The organism is Oceanobacillus arenosus (assembly GCF_003369575.1).
GTDB classification, from domain to species: Bacteria; Bacillota; Bacilli; order Bacillales; family Amphibacillaceae; genus Oceanobacillus; species Oceanobacillus arenosus.
In genome coordinates this window covers 214,161-228,778 of record NZ_PIOC01000017.1, presented here as the reverse complement: position 1 = coordinate 228,778, position 14,618 = coordinate 214,161, and the positions used below count along the sequence as shown (strand labels likewise).

The 14,618-nt window shown below is 37.6% G+C and carries 18 protein-coding genes; 12 read left to right on the top strand and 6 right to left on the bottom strand.

Features of this window, described 5'->3' with window-relative positions:
* Window positions 1-24: 24 nt before the first annotated feature.
* Both CWR48_RS11810 and CWR48_RS11805 read right to left on the bottom strand, forming a co-directional pair.
* Window positions 25-2,409 (bottom strand): heavy metal translocating P-type ATPase, encoded by a 2,385-nt coding sequence (locus CWR48_RS11810; RefSeq protein ID WP_115773435.1) that lies wholly within the window; start codon window positions 2,407-2,409, stop codon window positions 25-27.
* Window positions 2,410-2,423: 14 nt separating this feature from the next.
* Window positions 2,424-2,726, bottom strand: a complete 303-nt coding sequence (locus tag CWR48_RS11805) for a metal-sensing transcriptional repressor (protein WP_115773434.1) — start codon at window positions 2,724-2,726, stop codon at window positions 2,424-2,426.
* A 211-nt stretch (window positions 2,727-2,937) separates the two neighbouring features.
* Here CWR48_RS11805 and CWR48_RS11800 point away from each other — a divergent pair, with 211 nt between their 5' ends.
* The 3 genes from CWR48_RS11800 (at window position 2,938) to CWR48_RS11795 (ending at window position 4,470) form a co-directional block, all read left to right on the top strand.
* Window positions 2,938-3,768, top strand: coding sequence for a Cof-type HAD-IIB family hydrolase (locus CWR48_RS11800; RefSeq protein WP_115773433.1), 831 nt, complete (start codon window positions 2,938-2,940; stop codon window positions 3,766-3,768).
* Window positions 3,769-3,947: 179 nt separating this feature from the next.
* Window positions 3,948-4,070, top strand: coding sequence for a hypothetical protein (locus CWR48_RS21005; protein ID WP_281270276.1), 123 nt, complete (start codon window positions 3,948-3,950; stop codon window positions 4,068-4,070).
* A gap of 136 nt (window positions 4,071-4,206) precedes the next feature.
* Complete coding sequence (locus tag CWR48_RS11795) at window positions 4,207-4,470, top strand: NifU N-terminal domain-containing protein (protein ID WP_115773432.1); 264 nt, start codon at window positions 4,207-4,209, stop codon at window positions 4,468-4,470.
* Window positions 4,471-4,538: 68 nt separating this feature from the next.
* Here the strand turns inward: CWR48_RS11795 and CWR48_RS11790 are convergent, their stop codons facing one another.
* Window positions 4,539-5,381 carry a YitT family protein gene (locus tag CWR48_RS11790; RefSeq protein ID WP_115773431.1) on the bottom strand — a complete coding sequence of 281 codons (843 nt, stop codon included), beginning with the start codon at window positions 5,379-5,381 and terminating at the stop codon, window positions 4,539-4,541.
* Window positions 5,382-5,485: 104 nt separating this feature from the next.
* Between CWR48_RS11790 and CWR48_RS11785 the strand changes: the two genes are divergently transcribed.
* From CWR48_RS11785 to CWR48_RS11775, 3 genes are all read left to right on the top strand, one after another.
* Window positions 5,486-6,352 (top strand): DegV family protein, encoded by an 867-nt coding sequence (locus tag CWR48_RS11785; RefSeq protein ID WP_115773688.1) that lies wholly within the window; start codon window positions 5,486-5,488, stop codon window positions 6,350-6,352.
* Window positions 6,353-6,457: 105 nt separating this feature from the next.
* Window positions 6,458-6,661 (top strand): YppF family protein, encoded by a 204-nt coding sequence (gene yppF / locus CWR48_RS11780; protein WP_115773430.1) that lies wholly within the window; start codon window positions 6,458-6,460, stop codon window positions 6,659-6,661.
* Between the two features lie 74 nt (window positions 6,662-6,735).
* The gene (locus CWR48_RS11775) at window positions 6,736-7,608 is read left to right on the top strand and encodes an SDR family oxidoreductase (RefSeq protein ID WP_115773429.1); all 873 of its coding nucleotides are present in this window, start codon (window positions 6,736-6,738) and stop codon (window positions 7,606-7,608) included.
* 144 nt (window positions 7,609-7,752) lie between these two features.
* Here the strand turns inward: CWR48_RS11775 and CWR48_RS11770 are convergent, their stop codons facing one another.
* Window positions 7,753-9,237, bottom strand: a complete 1,485-nt coding sequence (locus CWR48_RS11770) for an alpha-amylase family glycosyl hydrolase (RefSeq protein ID WP_115773428.1) — start codon at window positions 9,235-9,237, stop codon at window positions 7,753-7,755.
* Window positions 9,238-9,482: 245 nt separating this feature from the next.
* The gene (locus tag CWR48_RS11765; RefSeq protein ID WP_115773427.1) at window positions 9,483-9,851 is read right to left on the bottom strand and encodes a YisL family protein; all 369 of its coding nucleotides are present in this window, start codon (window positions 9,849-9,851) and stop codon (window positions 9,483-9,485) included.
* A 239-nt stretch (window positions 9,852-10,090) separates the two neighbouring features.
* On the opposite strand from CWR48_RS11765, the gene CWR48_RS11760 reads away from it, so the two are divergent.
* The gene (locus CWR48_RS11760; protein WP_115773426.1) at window positions 10,091-11,287 is read left to right on the top strand and encodes an ornithine--oxo-acid transaminase; all 1,197 of its coding nucleotides are present in this window, start codon (window positions 10,091-10,093) and stop codon (window positions 11,285-11,287) included.
* A 139-nt stretch (window positions 11,288-11,426) separates the two neighbouring features.
* Here the strand turns inward: CWR48_RS11760 and CWR48_RS11755 are convergent, their stop codons facing one another.
* On the bottom strand, window positions 11,427-12,641 hold the full coding sequence (locus CWR48_RS11755; RefSeq protein ID WP_115773425.1) for a DUF418 domain-containing protein: 1,215 nt from the start codon (window positions 12,639-12,641) through the stop codon (window positions 11,427-11,429).
* Between the two features lie 214 nt (window positions 12,642-12,855).
* On the opposite strand from CWR48_RS11755, the gene CWR48_RS11750 reads away from it, so the two are divergent.
* From CWR48_RS11750 to CWR48_RS11730, 5 genes are all read left to right on the top strand, one after another.
* Complete coding sequence (locus tag CWR48_RS11750) at window positions 12,856-13,068, top strand: spore germination protein (protein WP_115773424.1); 213 nt, start codon at window positions 12,856-12,858, stop codon at window positions 13,066-13,068.
* Window positions 13,069-13,085: 17 nt separating this feature from the next.
* On the top strand, window positions 13,086-13,301 hold the full coding sequence (locus CWR48_RS11745) for a spore germination protein GerPB (protein WP_115773423.1): 216 nt from the start codon (window positions 13,086-13,088) through the stop codon (window positions 13,299-13,301).
* A 117-nt stretch (window positions 13,302-13,418) separates the two neighbouring features.
* Entirely contained in the window at window positions 13,419-14,000 is a 582-nt protein-coding gene (gene gerPC, locus CWR48_RS11740; RefSeq protein WP_115773422.1) for a spore germination protein GerPC, read from the top strand.
* Window positions 14,000-14,173 (top strand): spore gernimation protein GerPD, encoded by a 174-nt coding sequence (locus CWR48_RS11735; RefSeq protein ID WP_115773421.1) that lies wholly within the window; start codon window positions 14,000-14,002, stop codon window positions 14,171-14,173. Before gerPC ends, CWR48_RS11735 begins: the two co-directional genes overlap by 1 nt.
* Window positions 14,174-14,195: 22 nt before the next feature.
* Window positions 14,196-14,570: a spore germination protein GerPE gene (locus CWR48_RS11730; RefSeq protein WP_115773420.1), complete on the top strand. Its 375-nt coding sequence runs from the start codon at window positions 14,196-14,198 to the stop codon at window positions 14,568-14,570.
* Window positions 14,571-14,618: the final 48 nt, after the last annotated feature.

Below are 14,618 nucleotides of genomic sequence, written 5' to 3'. Positions count from 1 at the left end.
TCACCTCCTTTAAATGGCTCTTTTTTATAATTTCACTCGTTTTAAGCGAAGGGAATTAGAAACAACACTTACCGAACTTAAAGCCATTGCTGCACCAGCAACCCATGGTGCAAGTAAGCCGATTGCTGCAACTGGTATTCCAGCTGTGTTATAGCCAAATGCCCAGAAGAGATTTTGCCTTATATTTTTAATCGTTGCATGACTGATTTTAATTGCTTTCGGGATAAGCAGTAGCTCACCGCCAAGGATTGTTACATCAGCAGCTTCAATTGCTACTTCTGTGCCTGTCCCAATTGCAATTCCAATATCGGCGATTGCTAATGCAGGAGCATCATTTACCCCATCACCAACCATTGCGACCTTTTTACCTTTCAGCTGAATTTCCTTCACTTTATCTGCTTTCTCTTCAGGTAATACTTGGGCGATTACTTGATCGATACCAACTTGTTTTGCGATAGCTTTTGCAGTACGCTCGTTATCCCCTGTTAACATAATAACCTCGAGACCTTGTTCTTTTAGCTCTTTAATCGCTTGTGGTGCTGTCTCTCTAATTGTATCTGCAACAGCAACGATTCCACGATAAATTCCATTAACTGCAACTAGCATCGCAGTTTTGCCATCGACTTCATAATCAACCAATTCGATTTCCGCTCCGCCAACATCAATTTGGTTTTCTTGCATTAATTTTCGATTGCCAACAAGAATGTTATTACCTGAAATTATAGCTTCAATACCATGCCCAGGTATGGATTTAAAATCATCTACTTCAGCTAAATCAATCGCTTGTTCTGTTGCATAGGCTACGATTGCTTCTGCAAGTGGATGCTCAGAGCCTCTCTCGGCACTTGCGAGTAATTGTAATGCTTCTTCATCACCTGTAAAATCCGTTACTTCAGGTTTTCCTTTTGTGATTGTTCCTGTTTTATCAAGAACAATTGCTTCCAGCTGATGTGTTCTTTCAAGGTGTTCGCCACCTTTAAAAAGAATCCCATTCTCTGCGGCTTTTCCTGTACCAACCATGATCGATGTTGGTGTTGCAAGCCCTAATGCACAGGGACAGGCAATAACGAGTACGGCAATTGCAGCCACTAAAGCAGGTTCAAATTGACCTGGCTCTACAAAAGCTATCCATACGATAAATGTTAGAAGTGCAACCCCTACAACGATCGGTACGAAATATCCAGAAATGACATCGGCTAATCGTTGAATTGGTGCTTTTGATCCTTGTGCATCCTCGACCATTTTCACAATCGATGCAAGGGCAGTATCTTTACCTACTTTTGTTGCTTCCATTTGAATAGAACCATTTTTGTTTATCGTTGAGCCAATGACAGTTGCGTCAACATCCTTTTCGATTGGGATGGATTCCCCAGTAATCATCGATTCATCGACAGATGTTCTTCCCTTTACAATGATCCCGTCAACGGGTATTTTCTCACCTGGTTTTACAATTAACCGATCACCGACGACAACTTCCTCGATTGAAATCTGCATTTCTTCACCATTTTTTATTATCCGAGCTTCTTTTGCCTGTAAATTAAGTAAAGAGGATAATGCATTCGTTGTCTGGCTTTTTGCTCTTGCTTCCAAATACTTACCAAATAAAACCAACGTGATTAATACAGCACTTGTTTCAAAGTAGAGATGCGGCATGTATTCAGGATTACCAATCGTCTTAAATACTTCATATAAACTATAGAAATAAGCTGCGCTTGTACCTAATGCGACAAGCACATCCATGTTCGCTCCACCATTTTTCAAGTTTTTATATGCACCAACATAGAATTGCCAGCCGATGATAAATTGAACGGGCGTTGCTAAAGAAAATTGGAACCACGGATTCATGAAAATATCCGGTATCGCCATATTAGATAAATGAACCAACATGGTTATTAATAGTGGCGCGGATAACACTGCTGAAATAATCAGTTTCGTCTTCATTTTTTTTATTTCTATTTCTTTATGTGTTTTCTTTTCTGCTGCTTCTGCCTTAGGTTTCGCATCATATCCCACATTTTTTATTTTATCAATTATTGCTTTCGTATCTGTGAGTCCTGGGTTATATTCGATGGATGCAGTTTCTGTTGTTAAGTTTACAGTTGCGTACTTTACCCCTTTTTGCTTATTCAATACCTTTTCAATCCGGGTCGAACATGCAGCACAGGTCATCCCGAACACATCTAATTCTGATTTCTCCATTAATACACTATAGCCGACATTTTCAATTTTCTTCGTAATATCTTCTATCGATGTTTTCTCTGAATCATAGTCTAAGGTTGCTTTCTCTGTAGTAAAATTAACTTGTGCTTCTACTCCATCCATTTTATTTAAAGTTTTTTCAATATGGTTGGAGCATGTAGCACAGGTCATTCCTGTTATTCCAAGTGTTGCATGGTTTGTTTCACTCATAATAGCTCCCCTCCTTATTTAGAAAACTGCTTCATAACACTCATTAATTCATCAATTGTTTCATTACCTTCTCCTGATTTAATAGCATCACTAACACAATGTTTGATATGTCGTTCGGTAATAGAGAATCCAACATTTTTTAGTGCAGCTTGAATTGCACTAATTTGGACTAATATATCTACGCAATAGCGGTCTTCATCAACCATCTTCTGAATTCCACGAACTTGACCTTCTATTCGTTTTAATCGGTTAATGACTGCTTGTTGTTCATCTTTCGTTCTGGGAGTACTTGGGTGATTATGTAAAAATTCATCCATATGATTCACATCCTCATATATTATATTTATACTATACCCCCCTAATGTATACAAGGCAAATAATATGGCTTATTTTAATTATCAATAGGAGACTCTTCCTTTGGTTTACAGGCCAGAGCTCTTAGATACTTGCCAATATACCCATGTAAAATTAATATTACTTTACAACTGACCATTAGACTTATAAACTTAGGGCTATGAGGTGAATAGAATGACAAACAGACATTTAATTGCTTTAGACTTAGATGGTACACTATTAACGGATAATAAAGTAATCAGTACTCAAACAAAACAGACTGTACTGACCGCGATGGAAGAAGGTCATATTGTTGTCATAGCAACAGGGAGACCGCATCGTTCGAGTATTAACTATTACCATGAACTTGGATTAAAAACACCGATGGTTAATTTTAATGGTGCACTTATTCACCATCCAACAAATAAGAATTGGGATGCACTCCATAACCCAATGCCGATTCGAACAGCACATGCAATCATTGATGCATGTTTTGATTTAAGTGTAAATAATATTCTTGCTGAAGTAATGGATGATGTTTATCTTGCACAATACGATGAAAAGCTCATCGAAATTTACCAAGAAGCTCCAAATGATCCACCATTTAAGATTGGAAATATTAAACAGGCATTAAAAGATGACCCTACCTCTATTTTAGTTCTACCAAAGGATGAGCAGGTACAAGCACTTAGAAGGCATTTAGATGACTACCATGCAGAATTTATTGAACACCGAAATTGGGGAGCACCATGGAATATCATTGAAATCATTAAAAAAGGCATAAATAAAGCTGTTGGTCTGCAAAAAATCGCCCATTATTATGACATTCCCAAGGAAAGAATTATTGCCTTCGGTGATGAGGATAATGATTTAGAGATGATCGATTATGCTGGCGTTGGAGTTGCAATGGGGAACGCTATTCCACAGCTGAAACAACTTGCAAAGCATATTACAAAAACCAACGAACAGGATGGAATTTCGGTTTTCCTTGAGGAATATTTGAAACTAAATGTCAAAACAAGCTAATTAATTCCCTTATTTTCCATGCTTATAAATAATCATAATAAACCATACTAGTAGTGAACGGGATTATCCGTTCACTCTTTTCTTTTCAAACTATCGTCTCCGCGATTTCTAATGGACATGAGCGAATAATACTGTTTTTTTCATTTCGAATGATGGATTTTTCAGAAGGAGGAATCATCATGGGAAAAGGAAGTAAATCAAGGCGATTTACGCAGCAAGGTGCTGATTCTGTTAAAAAGCATGCCGAACGATTTCCATATCGTTCCACTTTAGCAGAGGCAGAGACTAAGCAAGAACAGTAAACGAGCGAAACACCGTAGAAATCATGTTTTACTAAAGCTGACATCCTACTAATATTAGTAGGGTGTCACTTTAATACTTTTTAAAATAAGTTATTTCTGCTACTATAGAGATAAGTATGATTAGGAGGGATTTAACATGGGCGTTCGTATTGAACCTACACCAAATCCAAATGCAATGAAATTTTCAACTGATAGTGTGATTTTTGAAGGTACAAATAGTGTATCTGTCATGGCTGGTGACACTAGTGAACATGCAATTTTAAATGATTTAATGAAACTTGAAGGTGTTGACAATGTGTTCGGTTACCAAAACTTTATTACAGTAAATAAGAAATTTGATGTCGAATGGGAAAGCATTACATCAAGTATTCAAGAAGTAATTGCCAAGTACGGCTATTAAAAAGTACATAAAAAGCAAAAGCGAGAGCGATCATTTCAGGTTGATTGCTCTCGCTTTATTATTTTTGATTAATCTTTTCTGAATACACCATAAATGCCTGCAGTTTCTATAATATTCGTGAATGCATTTGGATCTACTTCTTGGATTATTTTTTCTAAATCGTATAATTCATATCTTGTAATAACAAGATATAGCATGCTTTTCTCCGACTTCGTGTATGCCCCTTTCGCAGGCAAAATCGTAATTCCTCGCACCATAGTTTTATGGATTTCCTGCTGTAGCTCATCCGGCTTATGGGTAACGATCATGGCAGTAACCTTCTCATAGCGTGTGTGAATCGCATCAATGACACGTGTTGTTACATAGAGTGCAACCATTGTATATAATGCGTTTTCCGGTTCATATAAAATCCCTGAAAGGATAACAATAACTGCGTTGATGACTAAAATAAAGCTGCCAATGGGCTTATCCTTCTTCCGTGATAAAACCATTGCGACAATATCTAACCCACCGGTAGAAGCACCATGCTTCAATGTAATTCCAACACCAGCCCCAGCAATGACTCCACCAAATACGGCATTAAGAATGATATCATCTGACAATTCAAAAACCGGTAGGAATTGCAAAAACAGTGATGAAAACAATACAGATACAATACTATATAATGTGAAGCCCTTCCCTACTTTATACCAGCCTAGTATTAAAACTGGGATGTTTAACACAAACAATAATATCCCCGTACTTAAGCCAATCCCTAAGAAGTCTTGGAAAATACTAGAGATAAGTTGAGCGGCACCAGTAAATCCGCTAGCATAAACATTTGCTTCAATAAAGAAGAAGTTTAGTGAAACAGCATTTAATAATGCACCAATAATAACGATAATAATTCGTTCTGCTTCAATCATGAACATTTTATGTCTCCTCCTATTATGATGACTATACTTTGACTATATCCTTTTATAGCTATAAACTAAAAGATAAACAATTACAATTTAAAAAGAAAGTTGGTGTAATAATGGCGGTTAAAATTCTTGCCGATTCTGCAAGTGATTTAAGAAAGGAGCATTACAACGAATTTGCCATTGAAATGGTACCATTAACAGTTCATTTAGATGATAAAGACTATCAAGATGGAATCACAATTGAGCCATTAACGGTCTACAATGCGATGCGCGAAGGTAAGACCCCGAAAACATCTCAAGTATCTCCTTTAACATTTAAAACAATCTTTACATCTTATGCTGAGAAGAATCAGCCCTTAGTATACATTGCGTTTTCATCACAGCTTTCCGGTACATATCAAACCGCAACGATGATGCTGCAAGAAGTACTGGAAGCCTATCCTAATGCGCCCATTCAAATCGTTGATTCGAAATGTGCATCACTAGGTTATGGTCTTGTCGTCCTACATGCAGCAAAGCTCGCAAGTACTGGTGCAACGATTCAGGAAGTTGTTGCAGATGCTACTTATCAAGCTGAACATATGGTACATCTCTTCACCGTCGATGATTTAGAATATTTATACCGTGGTGGTCGTGTAAGTAAAACAGCAGCATTTGTTGGGTCCTTATTAAAAATCAAACCGCTCCTACATGTCGATGATGGGAAGCTAATTCCACTTGAGAAAATCAGAGGCTCAAAAAAAGTATTTGGTCGAATGTTGGATATGATGGAAGAACGAGGTACTAATTTTACAAATCAATCAGTCGGCATTTGCCATAGTGATGACCTTGAACGTGCGAAGCAGCTTGCTAGTAGTATTAGCGAGCGATTTGGTATTAATGTAGACGATATCGAAATCGTCATGATTGGTGCTGTAATTGGTGCACATGTTGGTCCTGGTACAATCGGCATATTCTTCTTAGATAAGCCCAGTAATTAGCGGACTTAAACAAATATCTTTAATGGTAATAAATAAGCATGCTTCCTTAACCTTGTACATATAGTTTATCAAAGGCTATATATGTAAAATTGGAGGAGGTTAGCCATGCTAATCCATGAACTAGTCCACGCATTTGCAAGCGAACGAAATTATACACCGGATTCAGTCAATCAGCTATTAGATTTTTACCAACATAAATATATCTTAGAAGAAATTGATATAAAAAATTACCGTAGAATATTTGACTGTCTACATAAACAAGGTGCCATCTCTGCCCATGAATACGAACAATTGGAAAAGTCCTTATAGGGCTTTTCTTTTTTGCTCAAGTATCCATTTTTGGGGATGATAAATATAAAGAAAGCAAAGGAGTGGATCAACCGATGAAAATGGAGAACAACAATGGTGTTATTACCCCACCAGCACAGGAGCAGCACCAACAGCCAGGAATTGAATCAGAAATGGACCCTAGACCAGAATATATTCGTGAAGACTATATGGGAAGCGATAAATTAAAGGACAAAGTCGCTGTTATTACTGGTGGTGATAGTGGAATTGGCCGTGCAATCGCTGTCCATTTTGCAAGAGAAGGTGCAAATGTTGCGATTATTTATTTAGAAGAACATGGGGATGCGAATGAAACGAAAAGACTCGTTGAACAGGAAGGACAGAAATGTTTATTAATTAATGGTGATATAGGGGATCAAGTATTTTGTGATGCTGCTATTAATACAACATTGAGTAGTTTTAAAAAAATCGATATTCTTGTGAATAACGCAGCGGAACAGCATCCACAAGCAAACTTTTTAAATATTAAAAGCGAACAATTAGAAAGGACCTTTCAAACGAACATCTTTAGTATGTTCTACTTAACCCAAGCTGTCATTCCAAATATGAAAAATGGCGGCTCCATCATTAATACATCATCGATTACCGCCTATCAAGGCAATATTGACTTAATCGACTACTCTGCGACAAAGGGCGCCATTACATCCTTCACAAGGTCGTTGTCTGGCGCACTTGTAGGCCAAGGGATTCGCGTAAACGGTGTCGCCCCAGGACCGATTTGGACACCATTAATCCCTTCCACCTTTGATAAGCAAAAAGTGGACTCATTCGGTGGCAATACACCTATGAAACGCCCTGGACAGCCGAAAGAATTAGCACCTGCTTACGTTTATTTAGCGAGTGATGATGCGAGCTATGTTACAGGACAAATGCTCCATGTGAATGGTGGAACGATCGTTAATGGCTAATGCTTGGGATGGGTATTATTTGTGATGATGATACGAAACGAAGGCAAAGCTGAATAGCTGATCTCCATAGTGGTAAACACTTTGCTATGTGGCTATATAGAAGAAGGCATACGAGTATTTCCATATGCCTTCTCCTTCATTCGTTTATTTTCTCCTTTTCCCTCTCCAGCTTAAGTAAATGATACTAGCTACAAAGAGTAAGAATATCCCTATTACAAAACTAATAAATGCCCAGTTAACCCCTGTATCTGGTCCTATTGAATAAACTTCTGCAGATTCACGAGCAAGACCGATTCGATATTCCCCATTTTCACTTTCCCGTACAAGATTATCACCAAGGTATCCTGTAAGCTGCATCCCAGGATCAATCCCAGCTATATCAACATATGCAGATTCACTACCGTTATTAATGGCGATATACATCGTTACATCATCCAATGTCCGTTTAAATACACTCATGGAATCACTTGATCCTACTAAAGAGAAATCTCCATATTGTAATACCGGGAATTGACTGCGTAAAGAAGAAATTCGATCATGAAATTCCTTTAATTTCGAATCTCCACTATTAAAAGGAACCAGTCGTTGCGATTCCGCTGCATTCGCACCGTACATTGGCAATTCTGTACCTTGCAGTAGGGTAGGCGTTCCTGGTGTTGTATACATGTATGTTAATGCTAACTTCCATGCCGTTAATGCATTCCGTCCATTTGCCGCGAATTTTTGGGTAAATCTTTCCTCATAAAAATCATCTATATACAATAGCCCATCTTGCTTGCCATTACTTTCCCATCTATTGTAAATGTCCTCAACAGACTGATCTTGCTGAGCAAATACATCTGACATTGCATCGTGAAGTACTTGATTCTCGATGGCATCTAGCTCTGTTTTTCCCATCATTTGCGAGTTGTTTTCATCTGTAAATAAAATATCTCCTAGCAGATAAAAATCCGGACGCATTGCTTTCAATTGTGTTGTAAATTGTTCCAAAAAACTGATTGGTGCTTGGTCAACCGCTTGAAGCTTAAACCCGTCTAACTCCGTTTCTTCCATCCAGTATTCTGCTAGATCAACTAAATATGCAACTACATCTGGATTCTCTAAGTTTAATACAGCTACATCTGCCATCCAATCAGGCGATATCTCTGTTGATTCAGTCATCCAGTCCTTTTTACCAGCATCTTCGAGAAACGGATGGCTACTCGCCACATAATTTGTAACAAATTCTAATACAACCTTTATGCCATGATCATGCGCCTCTTTTATTAACTGATTTAAATCATCCATCGTCCCGAATTGCTCCTCTATGGAGTAGAAATCTTCTATCCAGTAACCATGATAACCACCTTCTGCATTTGCCATGAGCGGTGAAAGTGAAATCATCGTCACCCCAATTTCCTCCAGCACGTCAAGCTTGGCAATTATTCCCTGTAAATCCCCACCATGATAGCTTGTTGGATTATCGATATCAACCTGTTCATCACGCTGATAGTCCCCATTATTATAGCGGTCAACTAATATATTATAAATAATTTCTTCTTGAATCTGCATTTCATCAGCGAATACAACGGTTTCATTGTTAATAAGTAGAAATAATACTATGATACCTAATCCTAAAACCTTCTTCATCCATTTCTCCCTCACCATCTATGTAATCTACCTTGTTCTATTATTAATGATAGTCACGAATAGTCAATGAAATTTGCAATATTGTTGAAAATACTTCACTTTTCAAGTTGGTATTACCTTTTAAGTCCTGGCTACTACAATTGTTGCACTTATATCAGAGTAGAGATTAATTACAACTCCCACTACGATATGGGCAAATTGAAAAAGGCTGCCCCATTTTGAGACAACCTTTTCTTATAGTTTATTTACATCAAGCCCAGTGGTAAACGGAAGAATCCTAACACGAGTACGAGTATTAATGCGATAACAAATTGTACCCATGCACTAGTTGTTGATTTTCCTTTAGACATTTTAATCAGAATCATTTCCATTGCAGCAATAATCCAAATACCTGCAAGTCCTTTTACGATTGCTTCTGCAAACATTGGCATTTGAATGTTTGAGAAGTACATTGCAAGCAAATCTCCACCCGTATACAAAATAAATAAGTAATCAAGGCGTAAAATCATATGTACTATTTTTGCTGGCTTTGCCTTCCCTTGCTTTTGTAAAACAATCGCGATAATAAGTAAAATAAATCCTAGTACCCATGACGTAATATGCATATGTGTCATCTTATTTCCTCCCTTATTAGTAGAAAATTCATTTACCATCTTCGTAAACATTCTTAACATTATTACTTCACTATTTTAACATTAATCGATTCTTTTTTCACACTCAACGCAAAATGTTAAAGTAAAGTTAAAGAAAAACTGGTATACTTACCTTAGTTAAGAATTTTTTGAAAAGTAGGGCATAATCCGATCCTAAATGTATTGCCTTACTCCCAAAATGTAAATAATGGAGGGGTAGTATGCTACAAACATCAAAAAATATCATTGAATTAACAGAGGAGCATGGCGCAAATAATTATCATCCATTACCAGTTGTCATTGAGAAAGCGGAAGGTGTTTGGGTAGAAGATCCTGAAGGAAATCGCTATATGGATATGCTGAGCGCATATTCCGCTGTTAATCAAGGACATCGCCATCCGAAAATCATTGCAGCTTTAAAAGCGCAAGCCGACAAAGTTACATTAACTTCACGAGCATTCCATAATGAACTGCTTGGTCCGTGGTACGAAAAAATTAGTGAGTTAACAAAAAAAGAAATGGTTCTACCTATGAATACAGGTGCAGAGGCTGTGGAAACGGCTGTTAAGGCCGCAAGAAGATGGGCGTATGATGTAAAAGGCGTTGAAGAGAATAAGGCAGAAATTATTGCTTGTATAGGAAACTTTCATGGCAGAACAATGACAGCGGTTTCCTTGTCATCAGAAGAAGAATATAAACGCGGTTTTGGACCGATGCTTCCTGGTATTAAACGAATTCCTTTTGGTGATATTGATGCGCTCAGAGAAGCAATTACCGAAAATACAGCCGGCTTCTTATTTGAACCAATCCAAGGTGAAGCTGGAATTATCATCCCACCTGATGGTTTTCTTCAAGAAGCATTTGAGATTTGCCGGGAAAATAATGTCCTCTATATTGCCGATGAAATACAGAGCGGACTCGGACGTTCTGGTAAATTATTTGCCTGTGATTGGGAAAACGTAACTCCTGATATTCTCATTCTCGGTAAAGCACTTGGTGGAGGAGTATTTCCAATTTCCTGTGTCGTTGCCAATAAAGATATTCTTGGCGTATTTAATCCTGGGTCACATGGCTCCACATTTGGCGGCAATCCGTTAGCATGTGCTGTCTCAATCGCATCACTTGAAGTTTTAGAAGATGAGAAGCTTACTGATCGTTCCTTAAAATTAGGCAACTACATGGTTGCCGAACTACAAAAGCTAAATCATCCAATCATAAAGGATGTACGTGGAAGAGGATTATTTATCGGTGTTGAATTGTCAGTTAGTGCCCGCCCGTACTGTGAGAAACTAATGGATAAAGGAATACTGTGCAAAGAAACCCATGATAACGTTATTCGCTTTGCACCTCCCCTCGTAATTAAAAAGAATGATCTAGACTGGGCTTTGGAGAAGATTAAAGAAGTTCTAGATACATAAAATACTGGGAGGCTCGAATTAGGAGCCTCCCAGTATTTCTCATTGCTTAGGAAACTATAAAATTTGGACGTTGTGGATAACTTAATTACCGAGAATAACCACGTCCAGCTCCAGCGCTAAAGCTGTAGCGCGACTTCCCTCACCTCCGTACGTTGCTAAAACTAGCTTTAAGCTTTTGTTCTAACTTTTTGCGAAATGGCTGCCATTTTAAGTACATCAAACTTCGCCAAATCCATTCCAATGGACCAAATAAGAAGTGACGGAACCACCATTTGCTTATCATAATTTCGATGATAAATACAACTACCACAATTAGTATCGATGTAGTTGGGTTAGCATGTCCATATAAACCAAAGCCGACACCGTAAAACAGGATAAAGCAGAATAACGACTGTAAAATATAGTTTGTTAATGACATTCTACCGACAGCGATAAAGGGCTGAATTAGTTTTGCTCCAAGATTGTTCTGCGCAAGTAATGTAATCGATACAATATTAAAGATTGCAGAAGCCGTACCACCGATATTATCCTGAATATAAGAAAACCATAATGGATTGCCAACAAAATATGGCCCCATTTTTAGGCCGATGAAAAGTACTAAACTGATTACCCACATTGGAAACAATCTCGTTCTATATTGCTGTGGCGCATGCAGCCACCTTTTCTGTGCAAGATACATCCCAAATAGGAACAGGGGCAGTAAAGTAGTAGCTAATAATAGGTAGCCTATTCCCTCATTGCCGAAGAGCCAATCCTGATAGTTTTGCGACCATATTGTAACTAAACTCCCACTTGTATAATTCGCTAATGCTTGGGTAATCGCATTGTCATTCACACTACCTAGGGATTCTCTTGCCACAAATAGACCAAAGGAAATCAGACCTACACACCCTACTAATAAACCTATTCCCCATCTCAGTAGTGTTTTTGGCTTTACTTCTAAAAACAACAATAATAGTAAGCCAATCACTCCATAGGTTAGTAGAATATCTCCATGCCAGATAGCAAATGCATGAATGAGACCAAAACCGATTAAAATAACAAGTCGTCGAAATATAAATGGTGTTGGTTTTACATCACGATTCCTGAGTCGTTCTGTTAAAATCTGAAACCCAAAACCAAATAATATCGAAAATAATGTGTAAAAGCTTGCTTGGAAGAAGACATCAATTACCCATTGCGCCATTTGATCAATCGAGGATGTCCAAACAAGCTCCCCTCCTCCATGGATGAAATACGGAGCACCAAACCCACCAATATTAACGATAAATATCCCAAATATAGCGAATCCTCTTGCGGCATCAATCCAAATTAAACGTTTGGATTCTTGTACTGGAGATACATCCTTTTCCATTCATCAACCATCCCTTCCATCAATGCAATATCTTTACTATAACGTGTTTTTTTGACTATTTGGTTCATTTATAATTATGAAATTCTAGATTTTCCTTTCATATATTGATAAGGCTATATGCTGATACCGTCTAAAACGGTTCACGCTGTCAAATGCTAAATCTCTGTTTCAACATTTAGCAGAAATAACATAAACTACTCTAGGGGTGATACCAATGCCAGCTAAAGTCGGTGCGGTAAAAATAATTAATATTTCTTCTTCGAGTATTTTTAATATCGGTGATGTCTATTCAATGTCCCCACGAAGCACAGCCAAAACTTATGCTGGTGGCGGCTCTTTTAATACCGGAAACGGAATTCGTATCAGTCTTAACAATTCAAATACGTACGTAAATGATTCAGATAAAATAGATCAGACTATTACTTAATAATTGGAGTGAAGCGTATGAGCATCATTATCCACCAATCTATCAGTATTTATTTAATAAAAATCGGTGCGATTACAAATTCCTCGGTTCTCCAGATCGGCAGCACTGGAAGTATTCAAGCTCAATCCGATATTTATAATACTGGCGGCTATACCGAGCCTGTTCAAGTAGCGGAAGCAGAAGCAGCTACAGAAACAACAGAAGCACCTCCATTAGTGCCGCTTGCACCTTAAAAGAAAAAGCCTTCCTCTATTTTTAGAAACACAAATACATTTATCATTGCATAAACTATTCTAGGCATTTGACCAGATTGATTATTCTCTATCCTTCTTTAGAAAGGGGAAGTGTTTATGTATGGCAATGAATGGAATAACTACCTACATGAGCTGCAATATCAAATGCAGCAACAGGATGAAAAAATTAAAGCACTTGAGGATAGAATCAATACCCTGGAAAAAGAGGCAGCAGAAAACAAAACACCAAACATCGGAAAAATTGAATATAAATTTGACCAGCTAAAAATTGAACATCTAGCAGGAACTCTCCATATCGGCCTTTCCCCGAGTGATTTAGAAAATATAGAAGATCTGGCAATTCAGCAAACATGTCCACCAAATTATCCAATGCCATTGAAACAGGAATTAACAGGTGAACTGCAACAATACTTAAGAGAAACAGGACCATCGATAATCAGCAATTTATCTGCAACCTATCATAAGCCAATTGACGAATCATTTCAGGCTATTCTTTTTGAAGATATCAATAAACAGCTGCCCAGCAGAATTTCTTTTTATGAGCAAGAAGCATTGAAACAGAACTACGCTCGTGAGTCTGATCAATTCCATACGTTTATTACAGAAAAAGTTAAGCATGAAATCAATCAGTCCTTGCAAAATTATATGCAAAGTTCAGGGAAAACAGGTGATGATTAATGAATATTGAAGTACACAATTGGGGAATTAATGTCGGAAATATTCAAGTAGAAGTTGTTGGTTCTTCTTCCGTATTATTAATCGGCGACAATGAACAAATATGTCTATCCTCCTTTTTCGATACACCACCAGAAAGCTTTACCTTTGGAAACATTATACCGTTAGCACCTTAAAGCTTTAAGCGAGGGATAATCGATGAAGAAACGAACGGCAATCGTCAACACAATTTATACAACTTCTATTGCAAATAGCTCGATTTTCAGCATTGGCGACACTCATACAATTAATCAAAAATCGAAAGCAATCGCATTACAGAAAGAAGGAGAAAAATTTAAACAAACCGATAATCTTTACTTTAAAGATTATGATATTTTTAAACAAAAGGCGGTTTGGCTAAATAGTCCATCGGTTGTGAACCAATATAAAGTATGCAACCATGCAAATACCATTCATGTTCATCAAGTCAATGTAACTGCAGTAAGTTTATCATCTGTTTTCCAAGTAGGAAATGCAGATGAGATATCAGCAGACTCAAGGTTGAAGCATTTCCGTATTTTACAAGAGGATTAACAGAATCTGCAATTTGTTCATACGATAAAGGAAGAAGTTACGTTCAAG

Bases quoted from the DNA above. Each gene is read 5' to 3' on its own strand.
- CWR48_RS11810 (WP_115773435.1), bottom strand. From the start codon at position 2,409: ATGAGTGAAACAAACCATGCAACACTTGGAATAACAGGAATGACCTGT.
- CWR48_RS11805 (WP_115773434.1), bottom strand. From the start codon at position 2,726: ATGGATGAATTTTTACATAATCACCCAAGTACTCCCAGAACGAAAGAT.
- CWR48_RS11800 (WP_115773433.1), top strand. From the start codon at position 2,938: ATGACAAACAGACATTTAATTGCTTTAGACTTAGATGGTACACTATTA.
- CWR48_RS21005 (WP_281270276.1), top strand. From the start codon at position 3,948: ATGGGAAAAGGAAGTAAATCAAGGCGATTTACGCAGCAAGGTGCTGAT.
- CWR48_RS11795 (WP_115773432.1), top strand. From the start codon at position 4,207: ATGGGCGTTCGTATTGAACCTACACCAAATCCAAATGCAATGAAATTT.
- CWR48_RS11790 (WP_115773431.1), bottom strand. From the start codon at position 5,381: ATGTTCATGATTGAAGCAGAACGAATTATTATCGTTATTATTGGTGCA.
- CWR48_RS11785 (WP_115773688.1), top strand. From the start codon at position 5,486: ATGGCGGTTAAAATTCTTGCCGATTCTGCAAGTGATTTAAGAAAGGAG.
- yppF (WP_115773430.1), top strand. From the start codon at position 6,458: ATGCTAATCCATGAACTAGTCCACGCATTTGCAAGCGAACGAAATTAT.
- CWR48_RS11775 (WP_115773429.1), top strand. From the start codon at position 6,736: ATGAAAATGGAGAACAACAATGGTGTTATTACCCCACCAGCACAGGAG.
- CWR48_RS11770 (WP_115773428.1), bottom strand. From the start codon at position 9,237: ATGAAGAAGGTTTTAGGATTAGGTATCATAGTATTATTTCTACTTATT.
- CWR48_RS11765 (WP_115773427.1), bottom strand. From the start codon at position 9,851: ATGACACATATGCATATTACGTCATGGGTACTAGGATTTATTTTACTT.
- CWR48_RS11760 (WP_115773426.1), top strand. From the start codon at position 10,091: ATGCTACAAACATCAAAAAATATCATTGAATTAACAGAGGAGCATGGC.
- CWR48_RS11755 (WP_115773425.1), bottom strand. From the start codon at position 12,641: ATGGAAAAGGATGTATCTCCAGTACAAGAATCCAAACGTTTAATTTGG.
- CWR48_RS11750 (WP_115773424.1), top strand. From the start codon at position 12,856: ATGCCAGCTAAAGTCGGTGCGGTAAAAATAATTAATATTTCTTCTTCG.
- CWR48_RS11745 (WP_115773423.1), top strand. From the start codon at position 13,086: ATGAGCATCATTATCCACCAATCTATCAGTATTTATTTAATAAAAATC.
- gerPC (WP_115773422.1), top strand. From the start codon at position 13,419: ATGTATGGCAATGAATGGAATAACTACCTACATGAGCTGCAATATCAA.
- CWR48_RS11735 (WP_115773421.1), top strand. From the start codon at position 14,000: ATGAATATTGAAGTACACAATTGGGGAATTAATGTCGGAAATATTCAA.
- CWR48_RS11730 (WP_115773420.1), top strand. From the start codon at position 14,196: ATGAAGAAACGAACGGCAATCGTCAACACAATTTATACAACTTCTATT.